Origin of the sequence: Campylobacter sp. 2457A (assembly GCF_020135895.1) — a bacterium.
Taxonomy (GTDB): domain Bacteria; phylum Campylobacterota; class Campylobacteria; order Campylobacterales; family Campylobacteraceae; genus Campylobacter_D; species Campylobacter_D taeniopygiae.
Map to the genome: position 1 here is coordinate 25,586 of NZ_JACHTO010000012.1, position 23,545 is coordinate 49,130.

Annotated in this window: 20 protein-coding genes; 12 read left to right on the top strand and 8 right to left on the bottom strand. The window is 31.2% G+C overall.

From position 1 onward, the window contains the following. The first annotated feature begins 1 nt into the window (after position 1). The 4 genes from H2280_RS05035 to dsbI all read left to right on the top strand — a co-directional run bounded on the left by H2280_RS05035 (position 2) and on the right by dsbI (position 4,480). The gene (locus tag H2280_RS05035; RefSeq protein WP_337215871.1) at positions 2-916 is read left to right on the top strand and encodes a cytochrome-c peroxidase; all 915 of its coding nucleotides are present in this window, start codon (positions 2-4) and stop codon (positions 914-916) included. After that, a complete protein-coding gene (locus H2280_RS05040) occupies positions 900-2,687 on the top strand; it encodes a methyl-accepting chemotaxis protein (protein WP_137623889.1) in 1,788 nt (595 codons plus the stop codon). The genes H2280_RS05035 and H2280_RS05040 overlap by 17 nt, the downstream gene beginning before the upstream one ends. A gap of 95 nt (positions 2,688-2,782) precedes the next feature. Beyond that, positions 2,783-2,950 carry a disulfide bond formation protein Dba gene (dba, locus tag H2280_RS05045; RefSeq protein WP_137623888.1) on the top strand — a complete coding sequence of 56 codons (168 nt, stop codon included), beginning with the start codon at positions 2,783-2,785 and terminating at the stop codon, positions 2,948-2,950. 12 nt (positions 2,951-2,962) lie between these two features. Beyond that, the gene (gene dsbI, locus H2280_RS05050) at positions 2,963-4,480 is read left to right on the top strand and encodes a disulfide bond formation protein DsbI (RefSeq protein ID WP_337215872.1); all 1,518 of its coding nucleotides are present in this window, start codon (positions 2,963-2,965) and stop codon (positions 4,478-4,480) included. Positions 4,481-4,500: 20 nt separating this feature from the next. Here dsbI and H2280_RS05055 read toward each other — a convergent pair whose 3' ends face one another. Together H2280_RS05055 and queC are read right to left on the bottom strand one after the other, a co-directional pair. Then, positions 4,501-4,929 (bottom strand): GNAT family N-acetyltransferase, encoded by a 429-nt coding sequence (locus H2280_RS05055; RefSeq protein WP_337215873.1) that lies wholly within the window; start codon positions 4,927-4,929, stop codon positions 4,501-4,503. Beyond that, the gene (queC, locus tag H2280_RS05060) at positions 4,922-5,602 is read right to left on the bottom strand and encodes a 7-cyano-7-deazaguanine synthase QueC (protein WP_337215874.1); all 681 of its coding nucleotides are present in this window, start codon (positions 5,600-5,602) and stop codon (positions 4,922-4,924) included. The genes H2280_RS05055 and queC overlap by 8 nt, the downstream gene beginning before the upstream one ends. A gap of 74 nt (positions 5,603-5,676) precedes the next feature. Here queC and H2280_RS05065 point away from each other — a divergent pair, with 74 nt between their 5' ends. The 4 genes from H2280_RS05065 (at position 5,677) to H2280_RS05080 (ending at position 8,901) form a co-directional block, all read left to right on the top strand. Further along, the gene (locus H2280_RS05065) at positions 5,677-6,903 is read left to right on the top strand and encodes an HD domain-containing protein (RefSeq protein ID WP_137623884.1); all 1,227 of its coding nucleotides are present in this window, start codon (positions 5,677-5,679) and stop codon (positions 6,901-6,903) included. Between the two features lie 74 nt (positions 6,904-6,977). Next, entirely contained in the window at positions 6,978-7,496 is a 519-nt protein-coding gene (locus H2280_RS05070) for a YagU family protein (RefSeq protein ID WP_137623883.1), read from the top strand. 120 nt (positions 7,497-7,616) lie between these two features. Continuing rightward, positions 7,617-8,264, top strand: a complete 648-nt coding sequence (locus H2280_RS05075) for a ferritin family protein (protein WP_137622688.1) — start codon at positions 7,617-7,619, stop codon at positions 8,262-8,264. A 61-nt stretch (positions 8,265-8,325) separates the two neighbouring features. Continuing rightward, entirely contained in the window at positions 8,326-8,901 is a 576-nt protein-coding gene (locus H2280_RS05080; RefSeq protein ID WP_337215875.1) for a ribonuclease HII, read from the top strand. Positions 8,902-8,922: 21 nt separating this feature from the next. Here the strand turns inward: H2280_RS05080 and gltB are convergent, their stop codons facing one another. Beyond that, the gene (gltB, locus tag H2280_RS05085) at positions 8,923-13,350 is read right to left on the bottom strand and encodes a glutamate synthase large subunit (protein WP_337215876.1); all 4,428 of its coding nucleotides are present in this window, start codon (positions 13,348-13,350) and stop codon (positions 8,923-8,925) included. A 70-nt stretch (positions 13,351-13,420) separates the two neighbouring features. Beyond that, complete coding sequence (locus H2280_RS05090) at positions 13,421-14,722, bottom strand: Na+/H+ antiporter family protein (protein ID WP_137623880.1); 1,302 nt, start codon at positions 14,720-14,722, stop codon at positions 13,421-13,423. A 193-nt stretch (positions 14,723-14,915) separates the two neighbouring features. Here H2280_RS05090 and sorA point away from each other — a divergent pair, with 193 nt between their 5' ends. After that, positions 14,916-16,157, top strand: coding sequence for a sulfite:cytochrome c oxidoreductase molybdopterin oxidoreductase subunit (gene sorA / locus H2280_RS05095; RefSeq protein ID WP_137623879.1), 1,242 nt, complete (start codon positions 14,916-14,918; stop codon positions 16,155-16,157). 2 nt (positions 16,158-16,159) lie between these two features. Next, positions 16,160-16,498 (top strand): sulfite:cytochrome c oxidoreductase monoheme cytochrome C subunit, encoded by a 339-nt coding sequence (gene sorB / locus H2280_RS05100; protein ID WP_137623878.1) that lies wholly within the window; start codon positions 16,160-16,162, stop codon positions 16,496-16,498. A gap of 47 nt (positions 16,499-16,545) precedes the next feature. On the opposite strand, the gene H2280_RS05105 is transcribed toward sorB, so the two are convergent. The 4 genes from H2280_RS05105 to dnaA all read right to left on the bottom strand — a co-directional run bounded on the left by H2280_RS05105 (position 16,546) and on the right by dnaA (position 22,458). Beyond that, positions 16,546-17,502: an HrgA protein gene (locus tag H2280_RS05105; protein WP_442862343.1), complete on the bottom strand. Its 957-nt coding sequence runs from the start codon at positions 17,500-17,502 to the stop codon at positions 16,546-16,548. A 55-nt stretch (positions 17,503-17,557) separates the two neighbouring features. After that, positions 17,558-19,870 carry a DNA topoisomerase (ATP-hydrolyzing) subunit B gene (gyrB, locus tag H2280_RS05110; RefSeq protein WP_137623876.1) on the bottom strand — a complete coding sequence of 771 codons (2,313 nt, stop codon included), beginning with the start codon at positions 19,868-19,870 and terminating at the stop codon, positions 17,558-17,560. Between the two features lie 36 nt (positions 19,871-19,906). Further along, positions 19,907-20,974 carry a DNA polymerase III subunit beta gene (dnaN, locus tag H2280_RS05115; protein ID WP_137623875.1) on the bottom strand — a complete coding sequence of 356 codons (1,068 nt, stop codon included), beginning with the start codon at positions 20,972-20,974 and terminating at the stop codon, positions 19,907-19,909. 161 nt (positions 20,975-21,135) lie between these two features. Then, a complete protein-coding gene (gene dnaA / locus H2280_RS05120) occupies positions 21,136-22,458 on the bottom strand; it encodes a chromosomal replication initiator protein DnaA (RefSeq protein ID WP_137623874.1) in 1,323 nt (440 codons plus the stop codon). A 93-nt stretch (positions 22,459-22,551) separates the two neighbouring features. Here dnaA and ruvC point away from each other — a divergent pair, with 93 nt between their 5' ends. Continuing rightward, positions 22,552-23,028: a crossover junction endodeoxyribonuclease RuvC gene (ruvC, locus tag H2280_RS05125; RefSeq protein WP_137623873.1), complete on the top strand. Its 477-nt coding sequence runs from the start codon at positions 22,552-22,554 to the stop codon at positions 23,026-23,028. A 124-nt stretch (positions 23,029-23,152) separates the two neighbouring features. Beyond that, positions 23,153-23,545, top strand: a 393-nt coding sequence (locus tag H2280_RS05130; RefSeq protein WP_337215878.1) for a flagellar hook-basal body complex protein, incomplete at its 3' end; no start/stop codon positions are given.

Consider the following 23,545-nt stretch of genomic DNA (forward strand, 5'->3'; position numbering starts at 1 on the left):
AATGAAAATATTTTATACAATGCTATTTTTAATAACAACAACATTTGCAATTGATATGATCACCCCACTTCCAGATAAAATACCTTATGATAAACAAAAAGCTATCCTTGGAAAAAAATTATATATGGATACCTCTTTATCTAAAGATGGAAAAGTATCTTGCAATACCTGCCATAATATTAATAATTATGGAGTGGATAATACCACAAATTCAACAGGGGTGAATAATCAATTAGACACGCCTTTTAACACACCAACGACTTTTAATTCTGTGTTTAATTTTGTCCAATTTTGGAATGGACGGGCACAAAATTTACAAGAACAAGCAAAGGTGCCTTTATTTAATCCTAAGGAAATGGGTCTAACTCCAGAATTTCTCTTAAAACAAGTCAATGCAAATACTGATTATGTAAAAAGTTTTAAAGACATTTATGGGGAAGTTAGCGTAGATAACATAGCTGATGCAATTACAGAATTTGAAAAAACGCTCATCACTCCAAATTCTCCTTTTGACAGATATTTAAAAGGAGATAAAAATGCAATTTCTGAAAAAGCAAAAAGAGGCTATGAAGAATTTAAAGCTCAAGGTTGTATTTCTTGCCATCAAGGGCAAAATATAGGGGGCAATATGTTTCAAAAAATTGGCATTTTTCAAGAATATCCTAATCAAGAAAATTTAGGACGCTATGAGATCACAAATAAAGAGAGTGATAAAATGGTATTTAAAGTACCAAGTCTTAGAAATATAGCCAAAACAGCCCCTTACTATCATGATGGAAGTATACCGACTTTGGATGCTTGTGTTCAGTTTATGGCCTATTATCAACTTGGAAAATTTTTAGATCAAGAAACCGTAGATGATATAGTAGCTTTTCTAGAAAGTTTAACAGGAGAATATCATGACAGCATCCAATAAAAAAATTTCTTTTTTATATCAATTTATTTTTTTAGCAATTTGCACACTGGTTGCTATTTTTATATTATTAGGAATTATTTTCAATAATTACACCTCAAGTAAAAATACTAAAGAAATTATAAATACTTTACAGACGCTTCAAATTTTAAATACACGCATCGATAAAGTTTTTCAAAATAGCTTTAATTTTATCAACTATGATGAAAGTGTTGCAGCTGTTAAACAAATGGAAGATATGTTAAAAAAGCTTAAAGAATTAGGGATTGATGATTCTCATGCTGAAGCTATTTTTAAAGAAAAATTAGCACAATTAGATCATTTCAAATCGGCTAATTCCATCGCCGTAAATTCTAAATTTTATCTTTTTGAATTAGCTAAAGATTATTTCAATGAAACTGAAAATAATTTAAGCAAAAAAGATTCTCAAAATTTAAAGACAATGAATGCTATTCTTAGAATTGTTGCCACAGAAAATGTTTTAGAAAAAACCACATTAAAACATTTAGATGCCTTGATACAAAATTTATCAATGATGAAAAATAATGATACTTTAGATCTTTTTGCAACCCATTATAAAATGATCTTAAAACAAATCCAAATTATGCAAAGCGAATCAACTATTTATACTAATTCTACTTTAGCTAAGGAACTCAATCGCCTTAATCAAATCACACAATCAAACATTGATAAAATTAATATACAAAAACTATACGTAGCAATTGGGGTTTTTGTTTTGGTTTTTGTTTTACTGATTTTATTTATCTCTATTACTTTGAAAAAAATCATTATTCCTGTAAGAATCTTAGAAAAGCTAAGTACTAATTTAGCCAGTAAAGAAGCCAACTTATCCTCTCGCTTAAATATAGATCCAAAAAGCGAACTAGGACAAAGTGCTGCACACATCAATTCTTTTATTTCAGTTGTTCAAAATTCTGTACTTGAAGCTATTGAAAATGCAGAAGCCAATCATAAAAATTCCGAACAACTAAAAAACAACGCTAACACACTTGAAGAGAGTTCTAATTCTCAAAATAATCAAATTGAAAATGTGAAAGAAATTACTAATGTTTTAGATGATCACATTATACTAGCTGGAAATTTGGCACAAGAAAGCGTTGATAATATGCAAGATATGCATTTATTGATGAATAAAGTTGGAAGCACTCTTACTCAACTTGTTAATCTTATTAATGAAAACAATGCAAAAGAGCAAAATGTTGTTGTCAATATGGATAATTTAACCCAAAGTGCCGACAATATTATAGAAATTACTAATTCTGTTAGAGATATAGCCGATCAAACCAATCTACTTGCCCTTAACGCAGCTGTTGAAGCAGCTAGAGCAGGAGAACATGGACGAGGTTTTGCAGTCGTTGCTGATGAGGTTGGAAAACTTGCCGATAAAACAAGTAAATCTCTTTTAAGTATCAATGCTACTGTTAATACTATCGTACAGCAGATCAATGATAATAAATCTTTAATGGATCTTATTCACGAATCCATGAAAGAAACTTCTGACAAAACCAATAGCTTGCAACAAGAACTCATTAACTCTATGCACAAGTTAGAAAGCTCTATACAATCGACTCAATTTATGAAAGATAAAAGTACGCAAGTGCAAGAAAAAATGGTTATTTTAAGAGATAGCGTTGATAAAGTAAATGAACTTGCTAACCTTATCAAAGATCTTTCTTGTGAAATTAATAATATTTCTAGCAATGTCTTCAATGGAGCTTCCAAACTTTCACAAAAACTTAATAATTTCAAATAATTTTTTCCGTATTTTATAAATACGGATTAAATATTTTATGTTTATTTTATTTTAATGGGGTACAATTTAATAACTTTAGCTAAAAAGGAGTTATTATGGAGTTTTTGGAACTTTTATTAATTTTTGTTGCCTTAATACTCATCATTAAAAAACCAGAAAAAGAAAATCTGGCTTTTAGTTTAGTGATGATAGCTTGGCTTATGATGATTGTTTTTTATGTTGGTCACAAATCAACTGGACTTTTAACCATAATGAATTTGTAAGAAGGATAAAAAATGAACGAAATTAATAAAGCAAAAAAATTTTATACCTTAATGTGTCTAGCGGGTTTTTTAATCATACTTTTACCCGTAGGAACTGCAAATATTATTTTTGGTTATTTTCTAGCTGACAGCCCTTGTGTGCTTTGCTGGGGACAAAGAGAAGCGATGATTTTTATCGGAGTAATGGCTCTTTTCATAGTTCGCTATGGAATGAAAGGAAAATATCTAGCTGCTCTTTTAATCATGACTGCAGCGGGTCTTTATCAGTCTTTTGCGCATTTTGGAAATCATGCCATGGAAGATTTAGATCAAGGTTTTGGTTTGCCTGTTTTTGGAATTCATACCTATTTTTGGGCTGAAGTTGTATTTTGGGCAGTTGTATTGCTTTTAGGTTTCATTTTTATTTTTGCACCAAAATTCAGCGCCTTTGATAAAGAATTAAATGGTGAAAAATTTAGAAAATACACAGGCTTCTCACTTGCTGCTGTTGTTATTAGCACTATTATTGTAGCTTCAAATGTTTTTCAAGCTTTTGTTGGAACTGGCGTATTTCCTTATGTAGGTCAAGGAGATCCTGTAAGATTTACCCTTAATCCAAAATATATAATTTGGAGCACAGATAGCTGGAATGGATTATGGCAAAATATCTCTTTCTTAGGAAAACGAGATGTTAAAGCTCCTGATTATGCTTTTGCACCAGCAAGTGATAAACTAGGAATTAAATTTGATAATGATGTCAATAATTCTCCGTTTGCAAAAATTGATGAAAATCTAAAAATATTAGATGAACAAACCATTAGCTTTAATAAAGCGATTAATACACTAGATTTTATCAACAATGAATTTGTAGCAAGTTCTAAATGGGATGTTTATTTCTTAGACAACAACTTCACTACAAAAGATAGCTTTGAGCTTGATCCATATTTTTCAGCAAGCATCGATCCTATCGTAGGAATTATTCCTTATATGAATGATAAATTTATCCTTATGGGTTCTAATAAATCTTTCTTAAGATTTAAGAAAAATCCAAATGCGGACGACACTTTACAATATGCTGATTTTGTAAAAGGAGCTAATCACTTTGAAGGTCAAGGAAAAGATCTAGGCCGTGGAAGATTAAGCACTATAAGATCTAAATTTAATCACGTAGCAAGTATGACTACAGATGATCAATATTTTTATCTTGCTACAGTTCCAAACAATAAAGACGCTAAAACCTTTGTTATTTCTAAATACTCTTTAAAAGATCTTGTTTTATCTGGAGAATTTACACCAAAAGCAGATCTTAAAGAAGGTAAAACTTTAGGGGATCTTTATGTTACTTCAATGACTGATAAAGATGGAAAAATATACGCTTTAAGTAAAAATCATAATGTTATAGCAGTGATTGATCCAGTTAAAGAAGAAGTTGTTAAAACTCTATCTTTTCCAAATACTATAACTAATGCAAGAAGTATTTTCTTTAAAGATGGAAAAATAAATATTCTTTCTTATCAAGATGGAGCAAATAAACTCTTTACTCTAAATTAAAACTCAAGTCCTAGTTAAAGCTAGGACTTTTGCATTTTTAAAAGCTTAAATCCAAAATCATCTTGATATTCCCCTACGATTTGAAAACCAAATTTTTGATAAAATTTTAAAGCTTTTGTATTGTCAAAATTAACTTCTACTTTATTTAACTTAAAATCCTGCATCGCCTTTTTTAAAAGTTGAGATCCAAAACCTCGATTAAAAAACGAAGGGTGTATAAAAAGCATTTGAATTTCTTCTTGATGAAAACCTAAAAAACCTGCCAATTCATCTTTTTCATAAGCAAATAAAAATTCTAATCCTTTAAAATCAAATTCCATTAAATATTTTTTAATGATTTTAAAATTCTTTTCATCCAAAAAATCATGACTTGCCTTAACACTTTCTTCCCAAAGCCCTAAAAGCTTTTCTATTTGAGTTTTGCTTAATTCTTTATAGTGTCTAATCATTTTTATATTTAATCCTATCTTTTATTCCTGCTTTTTTAAAACCTTTTAAACGAAGCAAACAGCTATCACATTCCCCACAAGCTTCATCATTGCTTTCATAACAAGACCAAGTAAGCTCCAAAGGTACATTTTCTTTTAAAGCTAACTCAACGATTTGCCCTTTATTGAGATTTATAAGCGGAGTTTTTAGTGAAACTTTAAAATTTTTACTCGTTCCATTATTGATAAAACTCTCTGCTTTTTCTATAAATTCACAAGTACAATCAGGATAACCACTACCATCTTCTTCCACAACCCCTATAAAAATACTTTCACAATTTTCTTTTTCAGCTAAAGATCCTGCAATGCTTAAAAAAATTCCATTGCGAAAAGGAACGTAGGTTATAGGCGGAGTGTCGCTATTTAAAAGAAGTTCATTTTTAGGTATATTTAACTCCTTATTAGTTAAAGCATTTCCTCCTATGATCTTAATAAAACTTACATCCAAAATATAAAATTTTTCAACTTTTAAAGCTTGGCAAATTTTTTTAAAACATTCTCTTTCTTTTTCTTGAGTTCTTTGTTCATAATCAAAATGCAAAGCTACGATCTCATAGCCTTCTTTTTTTGCCAAATAAGCACACAAAGTGCTGTCCATTCCACCGCTGATTATGCAAAGTGCTTTTTTACTCATTTTTATCCTTAATTTGTTATAATTTTTGTAATTTTAACGAATTTTTTAATCTAAAAATATAAAAAGGCAATTTTATGATAAATATAAAACTCATAGAACACATTTTTAAAGCCGCTTCCATTAGTCGCTGGAATGATTACCCAAGAATGGCAAATTTAGTTGAGCTTGATAAACAAGCGCATAAATTTATTATTGCTTATTTTATTGCTAAAATGGAAAAAGATGTTGATATGAAAATGATTATAGAAGGGGGTATTTTTGAGTTTTTAAGTCGCGTTGTGGTGACCGATATACGCCCTGATGTTTATCATGAAATCGTGCGTCAAAAAAAAGATGAGGTTAATGCTTGGGTTTTAAGCAAAATCGAGCCCATGATAGCAGATATTGAAGATGGAGAATTTCTTAAACGTTTTGAAAATTATCTTAATAATAATTCCTATGCTAAAGAAAGACTCATTTTAAAGGCTGCTTCTTATTTTGCTACTAGATGGGAATTTAATATCGTTTATCAAACCTCAGCTTTTTTAAATGATATTGACGATATTAAAAACAAAGTTGAAGAAGAATTGGAAGATTATTACGAGTTAATAGGAGCTAGAAAAATCGCTCTAAATCAAAAAATAGCAAAAATAATCGATCTTAGCGGAAGATTACGCTTTCAAAAACGTTGGGCACAAACTCCAAGAATTCCAGAAACTGCAGTGCTTGGACATATGTTAGTAGTTGCAATTTTGGGTTATTTTTATTCTTTAAAAATCAAAGCTTGTGATAAAAGATTAGAAAATAATTTTTATTGCGCTTTATTTCATGACTTGCCAGAAAGCCTTACAAGAGATATTATTAGTCCTGTTAAATATGGCATAGAAGGTCTTCATGAAATTATAAATGATTATGAAATGAAACTAATCAATGAAAAAATTCTTCCTTTTGTACCTGAAAATTTAAGAGCGGAATTTTCTTTTATACTAGGCATTAGAGAAGGAAGAGCTGGAGAACCTAATTTTGTAAAAAATGAATTTGAAAATCGCACCTATAAAAATAAAAAAATAGAACTTTGTAGTGGGAGCTTGAGTTCTTTTAATGAAAATGATTTTGGAGCGATTGATGGAAAAGCTTTAAAATACTGTGATAAACTCGCTGCTTTTATAGAAGCAGGACTTAGTATAAGCTATGGGGTTAAGTCCAAAGAACTTGAAGGTGGTTTTTTAGGAATGTATGAATTTTTTGAAAAAAACCGCACTATAGATGGAGTCAATTTTTTTGAAATATGCACAAAACTTAAAGAATACTTTAAAATTTAAAATAAATTTATTGACAAGATATATTGAATGCGGTAGAATGAAATTATAATCAAAATCCAAAAAAAGGAGAGACTATGAAAACTGATAGAAAATATACTCTAGCATTTTTTATAGGGATTTTAGCAGGTGTTTTTGGTGCAATTGTAAAATGGGGATGGGAAGTGCCTTTTCCTCCACGAAATCCTAATGTATTTTGGCCAGTAGATGCATTAGAACGCGTAACTCCACCTAAAATTTTTCTAGAGCAATTAGGGTTACCTACGGATTGGACTTATACATTTTCAGGTATGCAAATGCCTTTGTCAATTTTTATAGTCCATGTGGGATTTTCTATTGTATTTGCAATAGCATATTGCATGATAGCAGAGAAATGGCATAAAATCACAATGTGCCAAGGAGCTGTTTTTGGCTTTTTTGTTTATCTTTTTGCCCATGTAATTGTTATGCCTTTAATTGCAGAAGTTCCACCTCTTTCAGAAATTCCTTTTGATGAACATTTATCTGAAATTTTTGGACACATAGTTTGGCTTTGGGGTATAGAAATCGTGCGTCGAGATATAAGAAATCGTATCACGAAAGAAGTTGAAATATAAAAGCATCATGAATTAGATGCTTTGCAATTTCATCAAGTATTTATAATTGATAAAAATTATCAATTGACAGAAGTATTTTTTTATAATACAATACACACTTATCTTAAAAAAGGAGTCTAAATGAGACAATACGAAACTTATAAGTGTTCAAAATGTGGCAACGAAGTTGAAATTCAAGTTGTAGGTGGAGGAAAACTTACCTGTTGTGGCGAAGAAATGCAATGCATTACAACAGATTTGACAGCTGTAAATCTCATGAAAGCTTTTGCAGGAGAATCTATGGCTAGAAACAAATACGACTTGTTTGCTGATATTGCAGAAGAAGAAGGATGGCATGCAGTTGCTAGACATTTTAGAGAAGCTGCCGAAAATGAAAAATGGCACGCAAGGGCTGAATTTAAAGCTTATCATGAAATCGTAGATGGCAAACCTTTAGAAATAACAACAAAAAATCTTGTAAGCGCAGCAGAAGGTGAAAATTACGAACATACAACCATGTATCCAAATTTTGCAAAAATCGCAGAAGATGAAGGCAAAAAAGCTATAGCAAGATTATTTACTGCTATTGGAAAAGTAGAGATTGAACACGAAAGAGAATATCTAGCTCTTAAAAAAATGCTTGAAGAGGAAGAATTCTTTAACAGCGAAGAAGAAGATTTATGGGTTTGCGAAGTTTGCGGACATATCCATCGTGGCAAAAAAGCTCCTGCTGCTTGTCCTTTATGTAAAGCTCCAAGAGAATACTTTAAAAGAGAATTTTTAGGTTAATTAAGCAAGCCTTATATTAAGGCTTGTAACTCCTCTTAGATAAATTTAGTAAAATATTTCTATGAAACTTTTATTTTCAGATAATGAACTTTTACCTAGGTATGATGAAAATTTAATAGGCATAGATGAAGCAGGACGTGGGGCTTTAGCGGGTCCTATGATGATGGCAGCTTGTAAGCTTAATAAAAAAATAGATGGACTTTGCGATTCTAAAAAACTCAGCGAAAAAAAACGCGAAGAACTTTATGAAATCATCATACAAGATTCAAATTATCTCATCTTAGCTTTTTCATCCGATCAAATTGACACTCTAGGGCTTAGTGCTTGTTTAAAAACAGGCTTAGCACTTATAAAAAGGCATTTTAAAACATATTCTCATTTTTTATACGATGGCAATACAAATTTTGGAATTAGTGGCATTAAAACCCTAGTTAAGGCAGACGCTAAAATTTTACAAGTAAGCGCAGCTAGCATACTTGCAAAAGTAAGCAAAGATAGAGTTATGAATTTTTTGGCTAAAGAATTCCCTTGTTATGAATTTGAAAAAAATAAAGCCTATGGCACCAAAACCCATAGGAAATTAATAGCCAAATTTGGAACTTGCAAACTACATAGAAAAAGTTTTAAACTAAAATGAAATTATCATTTTAGTTTATTTTTATCCTTGTGTGATTTTCAAAAAAGCTGCTAAACTTGGATCTTTTTCATGCTTGCAAATTTCAAGCATTTTTAACATCTTTTCATAATCCCTTGGCATAATCTTAAAAAAATCTTTCTTATCAAATTTATCTAGTATATCCTTAGCTTTTTTTGAATCGGTATAAAAAATATGTTTTTCTATCATCTTTTTTAATTCTTTTTCGTCTTTAGCGTTTAAATCCTTAATATCCACAAGCTCCGTATTAACATGAACTTCATTGTGCCTTCCTAGTATGTAAGCAACACCTCCACTCATTCCAGCTGCAAAATTAGCACCCACATCACCAAGCACGACTACAAGCCCACCTGTCATATACTCGCATCCATGAATTCCCATTCCTAAAACCACAGCTTTAGCACCTGAATTTCTCACACAAAATCTCTCTCCAGCTATGCCATCAAGATACACTTCACCTTCAGTTGCACCATACAAACAAGCATTTCCTGCGATGATATTTTCTTCGGGTGAAAAAGTCGCCTCATCTGAAATTTTAGCAATGATTTTTCCTCCACTTAAACCTTTGCCTAAATAATCATTACTATCTCCGATGATCTCAAGCTTGATCCCTTTGATCAAAAAAGCTCCAAAGCTATTTCCAGCATTTCCTATAGCTTTAATATGGATATTATCTTCCATTAAAGCATCTTTTCCATGAGTTTTTAAAATTTCACTTGAAAGCATAGTCGCAAAAGTCCTGCTTTGATTGCCCACTTCTAAAGAAAGTTTGATCGGTTCTTTTATAGCATTTTTACAAAGCGGGAGTAAAATTCTATAATCAATCGTTTTTTCAAGTTTATTATCTTTATAATCTTTAAAATGCACTGCGGTTTTATTGTAAGTGGATAAAGATTTTAAAATTTTATCTAAATTAATTTTTCCTGCTTTAGCTTGTGCATTTTTTTGATGAAGTTTATCCACACGACCTATCATATCGTCTAAACGTTCAAAACCTAATTTAGCCATGTATTCTCTTAACTCTTCTGCTATAAAATACATAAAATTAACAACCTCATCCACCTTACCTTTAAAATTCTTTCTAAGCTTTGCATCTTGAGTGGCAATTCCAACTGGACAAGTATTAAGATGGCAAACCTTATTCATACTACATCCCATTACAATCATAACTGCTGTTGCAAATCCGAATTCTTCAGCCCCTAAAAGTGCTGCTATGGCCAAATCTCTTCCTGTCATGAGTTTGCCATCAACTGCTAATTTTATTCTATCTCTAAGCTTGTTTAAAATAAGGGTTTGGTGTGCTTCAGTAAGTCCTAACTCCCAAGGAATTCCCGCATGTAAAATTGAAGTTCTAGCACTCGCTCCTGTTCCTCCATCATAACCTGAAATTAAAATAGAATTAGCTCCTGATTTTGCAACACCAGCAGCAACGGTTCCTATACCATTTGCACTGACGAGTTTTACTGAAATTTTCGCATCCTTGTTTGCATTTTTTAAATCATAAATAAGCTGAGCCAAATCTTCAATAGAATAAATATCATGATGTGGTGGCGGAGAAATAAGAGTAACAGCTGGAGTAGAATGTCTAGCTTTTGCGATCCAAGGATAAACTTTAAAACCTAGCAATTGTCCCCCTTCTCCAGGTTTTGCCCCTTGAGCAACTTTAATTTGAATTTCTTTTGCATGGATTAAATAATTTAAATCCACTCCAAAACGGCCGCTTGCAACTTGTTTTATAGCAGAATTTTTATCGCTTTCATAGCGTTCTTCATCTTCCCCACCCTCACCTGAATTTGACTTTGCACCTATTTTATTCATCGCCATAGCCAAACACTCATGAGCTTCTCTAGAAATTGATCCATAGCTTATTGCACCAGTTCTAAAACGTTTTACTATGCTTTCTACACTTTCTACTTTATCGATGCTGATAGCTTCATTAAAATCAAATTCCATTAAAGAACGCAATGTCACTTGTTTTTCATCAACCAAAGAAGAATACTTTTTAAAAATTTTATAATCATTATTTTGACACGCCTTTTGAAGATTAAAAACAATCATAGGATCGATTAAATGTTCCTCTTTAAAAGTTTGCTCATTAAAAGCATTTTTGTAAAAATGAAGAAATTCTTTTTCAAAATCATGCAAACTAATACCCTCTATACGAGAGACAGTAGAGCCAAAATATTTATCAATCATTTTAGAATTTAATCCCAAGCATTCAAAAAGTGCCGATCCATTATAACTTTGCAAAGTAGAAACACCCATTTTAGAGGCGATTTTTACTATGCCATTTGAACTTGCATGGATAAAATTTTCCACCGCTTTTTCATAACTTAAATCAAGTTCTTTATCTTGAATGAGTTTATAAATACTTTCATAAACCAAATAAGGATTGATCACAGTCGCACCATAACCCAAAAGACAAGCAAAATGATGAATTTCTCTAGGTTCTGCACTTTCTATAATGATACTTGTATGTGTTCTTAAATTTTTTCTAACCAAATAATTATGCACCCCAGAAACCGCAAGTAAAGCAGGGATATAAGCATTATTTTCATCGGCTCCTTTATCGCTTAAAATCACGATAGAAGTTCCTTTTTTTATCTCTTTTTCTATTTCTATAAAAAGATTATCCAAAGCCTTTTCTAAATTCATTTTAGAATAATCATAAAGTATAGAAAATTCTTTCACTTTAAAATTTTTCAAAGATCTAATCTCAAACAATTCTTCATTCGTAATAATTGGTAAAGAAATTTTTACACGTTTCGCGTTCTTTTCATCAGGCTTTAATAAATTTCCTTCACAACCTAAATAAATTCTCGTTGAGGTTACGATTTCTTCTCGTATAGAATCAAGCGGAGGATTGGTCACTTGCGCACAAAGCTGCTTAAAATAATTATACAAAGGTTGATAGTTTTTAGATAAAACAGCCAAAGGCGTATCAACTCCTGTAGAAATAATCTCTTCTTTAGCATTTTGTGCCATAGCTTTAATACTAAGTTCGACCTCATCCCAACCAAAAATTTTTTGAAGTTTAAAAATTTCATCTTGCTTTAAAAATTTGTGCTTATAGGCTCCACTATCTTGTTTTTCAAGATCGATCAAATTTGTAAGCCATTTTTGATAAGGTTTAGCATTAGCATAATGTTCTTTAATTTCATGATCAGTTACCACCCTACCTCTTGCAGTATCGACAAGTAAAAGTTTTCCTGGCTCTAAACGTTTTTTAGCTTTGATATTTTTTTCATCGATTTTTAAAGCTCCTGTTTCACTAGAAAGTATCAACATATCATCTTTTGTAAGGTAATACCTTGAAGGACGAAAACCATTTCTATCTAAACTCGCCCCCATAATCACACCATCTGTAAAAACAATCGCAGCAGGACCATCCCAAGGCTCCATTAATAAAGAATGATACTCATAAAATGCACGTTTATGACTTTGCATATTTTCATTTTTATGCCAAGGTTCAGGCACCATCATCATAAAAGCTTCTTCTAAAGTTCTGCCATTTAAAGCTAAAAATTCTAAAGTATTATCAAACATGGCAGAATCACTGCTTTCTTTAGCAATGATTGGAAAAATTTCATCTAAATTTTCAAAATAATCACTTTGCATCAAATCTTGTCTTGATCTGATGCCATCAACATTACCTCGTATAGTATTAATCTCACCATTATGCACCATATAACGATTTGGATGTGCTCTTTCCCAACTTGGAAAAGTATTGGTAGAAAAACGAGAATGCACTAAGGCTATAGCTGATTTCATATTGACATCTTTAAAATCAAGATAAAAATCACTCAATTGTGTAGAAAGCAACATTCCTTTATAAACAATAGTCCTAGAAGAAAAGCTAGAAAAATAAAATTTAGGCACATGTAAAGCCCTTTTTTCTATCAAACGACGGCAGCTATAAAGCACTCTTTCAAATTCAATTCCTGCATTTATTTCATCAGGCTTTTTTACAAAGGCTTGTAAGAAATAAGGCATAGCTCTTAAGGCACTCTCTCCTATATCGCTAGGATTAAAAGGAACTTCTCTAAAACCTAAAAATTCAAGATTTTTATCTTTTAAACCTTGTAAAAATATAGCCTTAGCTTCCTCTTTAGCCTCTAAATTAGGAGATAAAAACATTTGTGCAACAGCATAATCGCCTTTTTTTGGAAGTTCAAAGCCTAATTCTTGAGTTTTAAAAAAATCGTGCGGAATTTGGATTAAAATTCCAGCTCCGTCTCCTGAATTTTCTTCAGCTCCAAAACCTCCTCTATGCTCTAGATTCATCAAAATTTCTAAAGCATTACAAATAACCTTATAAGAAGCAATACCGCGTATATTAGCAACAGCAGCAATCCCACAAGCATCATGCTCATTTTTAGAATCATAAAGTCCTATGCTTTGATTTTTTTCTAAAATATCCTCTAAATTCATCTTTACTCCTTATAAATTGTTTTTCACTATTTATAAGGATTATAACATAAATAAGAATATAAACTAGACGCTATAAAAACATAGCGATAATACTTCCTAAAATCAGTAAAGGGCCATTGTAAAAAATAAAAGTTGGTATGCAAGTATCTTTAATATGATCGTGCTGTTTATCAGCATTTAAGCCCACAGTTGTTCCCATTGTGGTTTCACTAGCAGGACTTCCAGCATCTCCTAAGGCTCCAGCTACCCCTAAAATAAAAATCGTCAAAGGGATACTAAAACCAAGCTCTATACAAATAGGACAAAAAAGTGTCGCAATGATAGGAATCGTTCCAAAAGAAGTTCCTATACCCATAGTCACGATAAGTCCGATTAAAAGCATTAAAAAGATGGCTAAAAATTTGCTTTGCTTGATCCATGGAATCACAAAATTAACAAGTTCTTGCACCGCTCCACCATGTCTTAAAACTTCTCCGTATCCCGCTGCTACAAGAATAACAAAGGCGATAAACCCCATAGTCTTAAGCCCATCATCAAAAATTTCATTGACATTGCTATATTTTACCCCACCTAAAACGACCATTAAAATAAAGCCTAAAAGTCCAGATAAAGGTAAATTCATAGTGATAAGTTGCAAAATTAAAGTCAAAATCAATCCGGCTAAAACACCCCATTCTTTACGTGTCATTTGCAAATTTTCTAAGTCGATTTTAGCTAATTCTATTTCTTTATATTCCTTTGGTTTGCGATAAAAAACAAAAATCGCTAAAAAAAGTCCAGTAATCATACAAATAGCTGCAAAATACATCGTATGAGTGACATCATTTAAAGTTACATTAACGCCGTTTTTTACAAGATTATCTTTTAAAAGATCTTGGAAAGTCAAACCAAATCCAACAGGCAAAACCATATAAGGAGTTGTAAGACCAAAAGTTAATGCACAAGCAACTGCCCTACGATCTATCTTTAAGCGATTAAACAAACTTAAAAGTGGCGGTATAAGCAAAGGAATAAAAGCCACGTGAATAGGGATTAAATTCTGAGAAAAACAAGAAATTATAGCAATGGATAAAATCAATAAATATTTTTTATGAGAAATAAAATGACTTACTATTTTAATCAAATACGCTGTTAAGTGAGTGCGAGAAATGGCTGCAGCGATCGCGCCCAAAATAACATAACTTAAAGCCGTTTTTAAATTGCCTTGCATACCATCAATCAAAACATTCATACTCTCTGTTAATGGCATATGATCTAGCATTCCTGCTACAAGTGCTGAAATTAAAAGGCTTAAAAGCACATTAAAACGAAATAAACAAAGTAAGCTCATCAATAAAACGCTTACTATAACTGGATTTGTAAGTAAAGTCAATTTTTTTCCTTCATTATAAATTTTTGATTTTATAAAAAATCATGGAAATGTTATTTTATTATAAAATACTTATTTTTACATCATTATTTTAAAATAATAATTTTTTTTAATTAAAAACATTAATATTATAAATTATTTAGATTATTTAAATTATACTAAAATTATCGTATTTAAAAAATCAAAGGAAGTTACAATGAAAAAAACTGATCACAATGAAGAAAACAGAAGAGATTTTCTAAAAAATTTAGGAGTGAGTTTGCTTGGTATAAGCGTATTATCTAGTTTTTCTTTTAAAAATTTTCTAGGCAGCAAAGCTTTAGCAAAAGAATTACCAAATTTTAAATTAGAAGGAAAAAAAGATTTGATCTATCATGGTGATAGACCAATGACTGCAGAAACAGAAATTTATGCTCTTGATAGCGACTTTACAAAACCTGAAAATTTCTTTGTTAGAAATAACGGCGTTCCACCAACTCTAGAAACTATCAAAGCAAGATTAAAAAAAGGTTGGACTTTAGAAATCGGTGGCGAAAGTGTTGTGAATTCTAAAACTTATACTTTAGATGAGTTAAAAAAGAAATTTAAAACTTACACTTATGCCTTAACCGTTGAATGTGGCGGAAACGGAAGAGCAGAAGTTTTACCTAGCACTAAAGGAACTCAATGGGGTTATGGTGCTGTGGCTTGTGGTAGATGGACTGGAGTAAGATTAAAAGATATTTTAGAAGATTGTGGTCTTAAAAAAGACGCTGTTTATATCGGATATTATGGAATCGACACTAAATTAAATGGTGAAGAAAGCGCTCCTATTAGCCGTGGTGTTCCTATTTCTAAAGCTTTACAAGATGAAACCTTAGTCGCTTGGGCTTATGAAGGAAAAGACATTCCACTATACAATGGCTATCCTTTACGTTTAGTTTGTGGAGGTTATCCTGCGAGTACCAGTGGAAAATGGCTAAGCAAAATCGTTGTAAGAAATAAAGTTCATGATGGTGAAAAAATGGAAGGATCTTATAGAGTTCCTGTAACTCCGGTTAAGCCAGGTGATTTTAGCTATAAAGGCGAAACAAAAATCATAGAATCAATGCCAGTAAGATCTGTAATCACCAATGTAAAAAATGGCACTCAAGTAAAAGTTAATAAAAAATTTGAAGTTAGAGGAAAAGCTTGGGCGGGAGAGTTGTTTGTAAAAGATGTTTTTGTAAGTTGTGATTATGGTGTAACTTGGATTAAGGCTAAAGTAGAAAAACCACTTAATCGTTTAGCATGGCAAAAATGGAGCGCTGAAGTTTCCATCCCAACAAAAGGATATTATGAAATTTGGGCTAGAGCAGTCGATAGTGAAAATAAAAGCCAACCTATGGTTTTAGCACAATGGAATCCAGGCGGTTATTTAAATAATGCTTGCCATAGAGTGAATGTATATGGAGTTTGATCATGTTTAAAAAAATTTTATTTTTACTCACTTTAAGCTTGAGTTTTTCCCTTGCTCAAGATTATAAAGTCAATCCAGAAACAGGTTTGATCATCGATCCTGTTTCACCTTTAGTGGAAGCTAATTGTCTTGCTTGTCATAATTCAGGACTCATTACAAATATGCACGCGAACAAACAAGCTTGGTTAGCTGCTATTAGATGGATGCAAGCAGAAGAAGGACTTTGGGAAATTCCGGCTGAAGATGAAGAAAAGATTTTAAATTATCTTGAAAAATACTACGGAGAACAATACAACACTAGAAGAAGAGTTCCTTTGGCTGTTCTTTTAGAAAATAAATAATTTTAATTTTATCAAAAAAAGAAATTCACTTTTTTTGATAAAAATCTTTAAATGATTTTTTTATCTTTCAAATATTTTTGCATTTTTTCATCATTATAAATTTCATCATAAAATTTATATCCTATTCTTTCAATATCTGATATATCAATATCCTTGTTTAGATTTTGTATAAATTCATTAAAATCTTTATTTTTATTTACCAACAAATCTAAAGTAATAAGATCTAAATTTGATTTTTCTCTAGCCTTAATGATCACTTTAGAATCGTTAATATCTCTAACATCAAGCTTGATAAAACCGATTCCAAAAGCATTGTTTAATCTCCAAAGCTCATTCATAATCTCATCATCAAATTCCAAAGCAACCAAATAACCTTCATTTGCCCAGCTAGAATTACTCACAGCTTGAAAATAACTTTGTCTTAAATTTGAAAAATCAAGTTTTATTTTAAGCTCAAAACTATAAATTTTGTAAGAAATTTGATTTAAATTCTTGCAAAGTTTAAAAGTTTCATCTTCATAATCTTTGAAAGGAAAATGCACACCTACTATATCAGGATGGATCCATTCATTTTCACCACTTTTTCCTTTATGGGACTTTTCATGAAAAATAGTCTTAGAATAAAGATTAAAATCAGGACTTTCAAATAAAAACTTGACCACTAAAGGATGCAAATCTCTTTCTCTAAATTTACTTTCTTCTTTTTGAATTTCTATATTTTTTGATTTTGCAAGATTGAGTTCATTTTCTCTTTCTTTTAGCCAAAATTTCGTTGGCTGTTTAGAAATAACTAAAATTGAAGAATTTTTACTGTTTAAATTTCTATAAATACAAGCAAATAAACTTTGAACAGGGGTTTTAGTTAAAGTTCCATTTTGATAACTTTGGAGTTTTTTATCAAAATTTTTATTTAAAGCGTATTGCCAAATTTCATTCGCACTTAAAGGAATTTCACTCTCTTTTAAAACTTCTATAATCAAATCTAAAAAGCTATATTTTTTCATCAAATTATCTTTAAATCAGTTTTGAAATAAAGAAGAAAAAATCTTCTTTATTTATTCACACATCCAAATGCTTCACATCCTTAGCGTGTGCTTGGATATAATCGCGTCTTGGTTCTACCTCATCACCCATGAAAAGATTAAAAGTATCATTAGCGCTTTGTGCGTCTTCTATGGTGATTTTAAGAAGTCTTCTTATGCTTGGATCCATAGTCGTTTCCCAAAGTTGTTCAGGATTCATCTCACCTAAACCTTTATAACGTTGGATATAAGCTCCTTTTTTAGCATTTCTCTCAACTTCATCTAAAATTTCTAAGATATCTTTTTCAAAAGTTAAATCACGTTCTTTGATTTTATTAAAGATATAATTTGCTTCTTCATAAAGTGGATGCGCAAATAAATCATCATTGATGATGAGTTCTTCTAGGCCATTTTCAGTTTGTATATACATACGAATTTCATTTTCATTGATGTAATGATTTAAGATATTGTGGCCTTGTTTGTCTAAAAATGCTTTGATGATTTTAAAAAGTTCTTCATTGTTTTCTTTGATAAAATCAGGATTTTCTATAAGATAACGAATCACAGAAATCACATTAAAACGTTTTTTTAGATCATTTAAAACTGATCTATAAGCAGCAACGATTTTTAAAAAGTCTTTTAGATCATTTAATCCTATACCTTCATAATTAGAACTTTCAATTCCTGTCTCGATCAAATAATCATTTAAAGCTTTTTCATCTTTAAGATAAATTTCTTTTTTTTGCCCTTTTTTATAACGATAAAGTGGTGGTTGTGCAAGATAAATATGTCCATTAGCCACAAGTTCATTCATAAAACGGAAGAAGAAGGTTAAAAGCAAGGTTTGTATGTGTGATCCATCCACATCCGCATCCGTCATAATGATGATCTTATGATATCTTAATTTTGAAATGTCAAAATCATCACCTATACCACAACCAAAAGCGGTGATCATATTTTGGATTTGTTCTGATTTTAAAATTTTATCCAGTCTTGCTTTTTCAACATTAAGAATTTTACCACGCAAAGGTAAGATCGCTTGAAAAGATCTTTCACGTCCTTGTTTTGCAGAACCACCCGCAGAATCACCCTCAACAAGATAAATTTCACTTTCACTTGGATCCTTACTTTGACAATCAGCCAGTTTTCCTGGCAAAGTTCCAACGCTTAGACTTTCTTTTTTACGGGTTAATTCTCTAGCTTTTTTAGCCGCTTCTCTACCACGTGCAGCCATTAAAGCTTTATTCATAATGGCTTTTGCTTCGATAGGATTTTCTTCAAAATATTTGCTTAGATACTCAAAACTAGCCTTTGAAACGATAGGACGCACATAAGAAGATCCTAATTTTCCTTTAGTTTGTCCTTCAAATTGCGGTTCAGGCACCTTCACACTTACAACAGCTATAAGGCCTTCCCTTACATCTTCACCGGTGATTTTATTATCTTTTTCTCTAGCACTAGCATTAGCTTCGATGTAATTGCTGATCACACGAGTTAAGCCCATTCTAAAACCGGCTTCATGAGTTCCACCATCTGGGGTTTTGATGTTATTTACAAAAGAGAGTAAATTTTCACTATAAGTGTCATTATAAAGCAAAGCTACTTCTACATTAACATCTTCTTCATCTACACTAAAGAAAATCGGTTTTGTTAAAGCTTCTTTTTTATTCATATCGCTTACAAATTGTGAAATTCCACCTTCAAAATGAAAACTTTCACTTTTACCTACACGATTATCTTTAAAATTAATCGTAATTTTTGGATTTAAATACGCAAGTTCTCTAAATCTTTTTGCCAAAATTTCATAATCAAATTCAGTCACTTCAAAAATGGTATTATCAGGCCAAAATTCAATTGTCGTTCCTGTTTTTTTACTTTTTCCTATGACGCCAAATTCACTTGTAACTTTACCTTCTGAAAATTCTTGACGATAAATTTCTCCATTTCTTTCAACTGTGGCTACAAGTTTTTTAGAAAGAGCATTAACAACAGAAACTCCAACTCCATGCAAACCACCTGAAACTTTATAGGTATCTTTATCGAATTTACCCCCTGCATGAAGAACGGTTAAAACAACAGTTAAAGTAGGCATATTTTCCGTTGGATGCATATCTACAGGGATACCACGTCCATTATCACTTACGATACAGCTTCCTTCAGTGGTAATTTCTACATCAATAGTATCACAATGTCCAGCCATAGCTTCATCGATAGAATTATCCACTACTTCATAAATCATGTGATGAAGTCCGCCTATATTGGTATCACCTATATACATACCAGGGCGTTTTCTAACAGCTTCTAAGCCTTTTAAAACTTTAATATTACTTCCGCCGTAATTTTCTTGCATATCTTTCCTTTTTTATCTAACTTTTTAAAAAATTTCTTACAAAATCATAGGCATAATGATCATAGATAAACCTTGAGATTTAACTACGAAAGCTAGATTAGATTCATTAACATTTAAGCTGAATTTTTCTTCTTCTATAGACATTAAAAAATCAAGTAGATATTTTATTTTTATAGTTAGAGTGAATTCTTCATTTACACCTGTTTGAATTTCAAGTTCAGTTTTTGCTTCCATATTGTCTAAGCTGATACCTTCAAAGATGATTTTATCTTTATTAAAATGAAGTCTCATTTTTTCAGTTACGACGCTGATTTTTTTAAGACTATCGATAAAATCTTCAGTTGAAAATTCAAGAGTTTGTTTGAATTCTTTTGGAATGACTTTTTCATAATCTGGGAATTTATCGTTGATAAGTTTAGTAAAGAATTCAAAATTATCATTTTTAGCGATAAGCATATTTTGATCATAATAAATTTCTATTTTTTCATAGAAAAGTTTTTGCATTTCCATAATAGCTTTTTTAGGAATGCTTATAGAAAATTCTTGAGGATTAGTTTTATCAAGAGTATAAACAGCAAGGCGTCTAGTATCAGTTCCAACGAAATTGATTTTATCAGTTTTGATATCTAAAAAAGCACCATTTAAAGAATATTTTGGATTGTTAGTATCGATGCTTGGTAATATTTTTTTAAGAGAACGACTCAAATCACTTGAATCAATATCAAATTGATTTTTTCCTTCTGTTTTTGGAAAATCTGGAAAATCTTCATAATTAAACATAGGCAATTTATATTTTGTTCTTTTTTGTCTTATAAACAAGAAATTATCAATAGTTTCTAAGATAACTTCTTCATTGTTTAAACTTTTAACAACATCAGCTATATTTTTTGCATTTGCAGTTGCAAAACCACTGCTTTCAACGCGGATTTTTCTTATTTTATAATTAATTCCTATTTCAAAATCACTTGCTTTGATGATGAGTTTATCTTCTTCAGCTTGAAAAAGTAAGTGTGAAGTGATGGTGCTAGAGTCTTTTTTTTCAACGTAAGCATTACATAAAAGTATAGCTGACTCAAGTGTATTTTTGTTAATACTGAGTTTCATTTTTTCTCCTTGCTTATATTTAATTTTAAATTCGTCGTAATAATAGGGCTGTTGAAATTGTGAAATTTTTCAGCAAAAAATCATTAAATTTGTATTTTATCATACTTTGCTTAATTCTATTTTTTTCACATACCCTTTCTATTTTTTTCACCTTTTTTCACTTAAATTTGACTTTTGGCCAAGACTTTATTTTTTAATTCTTCTATTTTGATTTTTGTTTCGCTATTTTCTTCCATCAATTCTTTGATTTTTTTCACATTATGTGAAATAGCCGTATGATCTTTCATCACGAAAAAATTCGCTAATTGTGAAAAAGTAAGGCTAGTGAGTTCCCTTGCTAGGTAGATCGCAACGCGTCTAGCTGTGACTACATTTTGTTTTTTATTGTTTGATTTCACATCGCTTGGCTTGATGTTAAATTCTTTACAAACTAAGGCTAAAATATCTTCTATGCTGATATTTTCTTTTTTTTCTTTGATATGATCTTTCATAACACTTTTTGCAAGTTCAAGCGTGATTTCTTGTCCGACTATATTTGCATAAGCATTTAAGCTGATGATGATCCCTTCAATTTCTCTTATATTATCCCCTAAAGAAGTAGCGATGTAATTTATGATGTCATTAGAAAGATTGATATCATTAAATTCACATTTTTTTCTTATGATAGCGATTTTAGTATCAAGTTGAGGTGGAGTGATATCAGCGATGATCCCATGTGCAAAACGGCTTTTTAAGCGTTCTGTGATGCCTTTTAACATATTGGGTGGATTATCTGAAGTCATGATAATTTGGCCATTGTTATTTTTGATTTCATTAAATATAAAGAAAAATTCTTCTTGAATTTTATCTGTTTTGCCTAAAAATTGCACATCATCTATAAGTAAAACATCGCAATTTCTATATTTTTCATGGAATTTATCTAAAGAGCCATTTTTTAAATTTGAAGTGAATTCATTGACAAAATTTTCACTCGTTGCATAGATCACTTTTTTACCCATTTCTAAACTTGCATTGCCCACAGCCTGAAGTAAGTGAGTTTTTCCAAGTCCTGTTGGCCCATAGATAAATATAGGATTATAAAGTTTGCCGAGTTTATCTTTATGAGTGATGGCCTTACAAGCTCCATAAGCGTATTTGTTAGAGTCCCCAACCACAAAACTTTCAAAAGTAAAAGAAGGATTTAAAATCGTGCTTTGCTCTTTAGTGTTTGCGATATCGATTTTAGTTGTGCTTTTGCTGTGTTTTTGATTTTGGGCTTGAATTTTAATATTGGCTTTTATCCCGCTTTGTACTTCGTAAAAATGTGAAATTTGATGGGCGTATTTTGTTTGTATGAATTTAGCGATAAGTTCATTTGGTGCGTTAAAAACTAAAAGATCAGCTTTGCTTAGTTTTTCATTGAATTTTAAGATCGATATATAATTTTCGTATTCGTTTTCGCTTAATTCTTTTTTTAAAGATAGGAGTATCTCGCTTGGGTTCATAATCTCTCTTTAGAATTTTTTAATTGTATAAATTTTATCTTAAATTTTATAAAAAAAGGTTAAAATCCTTTTTTATCTTTAATAAGGCTAGTTATGAAAATTTTAGGGATTGATCCAGGTTCAAGAAATTGCGGTTATGCTATTATTGAGGCGGATAAAAATAAAAATTTATTGATAGAAGCAGGACTCATTAAAATCAAGCCTAGCACCTTACAGTATCAAATCACAGAGCTTTGTGAAGGTTTGGATCTGATCTTTAAAGCACATCAATTTGATGAGGTAGCTATAGAAGATATCTTTTTCGCTTACAATCCAAAAACCGTTTTAAAACTCGCGCAATTTCGTGGAGCTTTGAGTTTAAAAATTCTACAAATTCACGGAGACTTTGCAGAATACACCCCTTTACAAGTTAAAAAAGCCGTTACAGGAAAAGCAAAAGCGACAAAAGAACAAGTTGCTTTTATGGTAAAAAGACTTTTAGGGCTAAGCAAAGAAATCAAACCTTTAGACATCACAGACGCTATAGCAGTAGCCTTAACTCACGCTGCAAATTTAAGAGTGCGTGTTTGATCAAAAATTTCTAAAAAATTCTTATTTTTTACTCAAAAATTTCAAAAGTTGGAACAGAACTTGCTTATAAAATTGCATAAAACGCTAATGCGTTAAAAAGCAATATTTTATAAAGGATTCAACCATGATGAGATCACTTTGGTCCGGAGTGAGCGGACTTCAAGCACATCAAACAGCAATGGATGTTGAAGGTAATAACATTTCTAACGTTAATACGACAGGTTTTAAATACTCTCGTGCCGATTTTGGAACGATGTTTAGTCAAACGGTTAAGATCGCCACAGCACCAACTGATGGTAGAGGCGGACAAAATCCACTTCAAATTGGACTCGGTGTTTCTGTAAGCTCAACCACAAGAATTCATTCTCAAGGATCGATCCAAACTACCGATAAAAATACCGACGTTGCGATCAACGGTGACGGCTTTTTTATGGTAAGTGATGATGGAGGTTTGACAAATTATCTTACAAGAAGTGGGGATTTCAAACTTGACGCTTATGGAAATTTTGTCAATAAT

Coding starts and splice junctions, on each gene's coding strand:
- gyrB (WP_137623876.1), bottom strand. CDS start 19,870: ATGCAAGAAAATTACGGCGGAAGTAATATTAAAGTTTTAAAAGGCTTA.
- sorA (WP_137623879.1), top strand. CDS start 14,916: ATGAAAAAAACTGATCACAATGAAGAAAACAGAAGAGATTTTCTAAAA.
- H2280_RS05080 (WP_337215875.1), top strand. CDS start 8,326: ATGAAACTTTTATTTTCAGATAATGAACTTTTACCTAGGTATGATGAA.
- dnaN (WP_137623875.1), bottom strand. CDS start 20,974: ATGAAACTCAGTATTAACAAAAATACACTTGAGTCAGCTATACTTTTA.
- H2280_RS05105 (WP_442862343.1), bottom strand. CDS start 17,502: ATGAAAAAATATAGCTTTTTAGATTTGATTATAGAAGTTTTAAAAGAG.
- dsbI (WP_337215872.1), top strand. CDS start 2,963: ATGAACGAAATTAATAAAGCAAAAAAATTTTATACCTTAATGTGTCTA.
- H2280_RS05035 (WP_337215871.1), top strand. CDS start 2: ATGAAAATATTTTATACAATGCTATTTTTAATAACAACAACATTTGCA.
- H2280_RS05055 (WP_337215873.1), bottom strand. CDS start 4,929: ATGATTAGACACTATAAAGAATTAAGCAAAACTCAAATAGAAAAGCTT.
- queC (WP_337215874.1), bottom strand. CDS start 5,602: ATGAGTAAAAAAGCACTTTGCATAATCAGCGGTGGAATGGACAGCACT.
- H2280_RS05075 (WP_137622688.1), top strand. CDS start 7,617: ATGAGACAATACGAAACTTATAAGTGTTCAAAATGTGGCAACGAAGTT.
- H2280_RS05040 (WP_137623889.1), top strand. CDS start 900: ATGACAGCATCCAATAAAAAAATTTCTTTTTTATATCAATTTATTTTT.
- ruvC (WP_137623873.1), top strand. CDS start 22,552: ATGAAAATTTTAGGGATTGATCCAGGTTCAAGAAATTGCGGTTATGCT.
- sorB (WP_137623878.1), top strand. CDS start 16,160: ATGTTTAAAAAAATTTTATTTTTACTCACTTTAAGCTTGAGTTTTTCC.
- H2280_RS05065 (WP_137623884.1), top strand. CDS start 5,677: ATGATAAATATAAAACTCATAGAACACATTTTTAAAGCCGCTTCCATT.
- dba (WP_137623888.1), top strand. CDS start 2,783: ATGGAGTTTTTGGAACTTTTATTAATTTTTGTTGCCTTAATACTCATC.
- gltB (WP_337215876.1), bottom strand. CDS start 13,350: ATGAATTTAGAGGATATTTTAGAAAAAAATCAAAGCATAGGACTTTAT.
- dnaA (WP_137623874.1), bottom strand. CDS start 22,458: ATGAACCCAAGCGAGATACTCCTATCTTTAAAAAAAGAATTAAGCGAA.
- H2280_RS05070 (WP_137623883.1), top strand. CDS start 6,978: ATGAAAACTGATAGAAAATATACTCTAGCATTTTTTATAGGGATTTTA.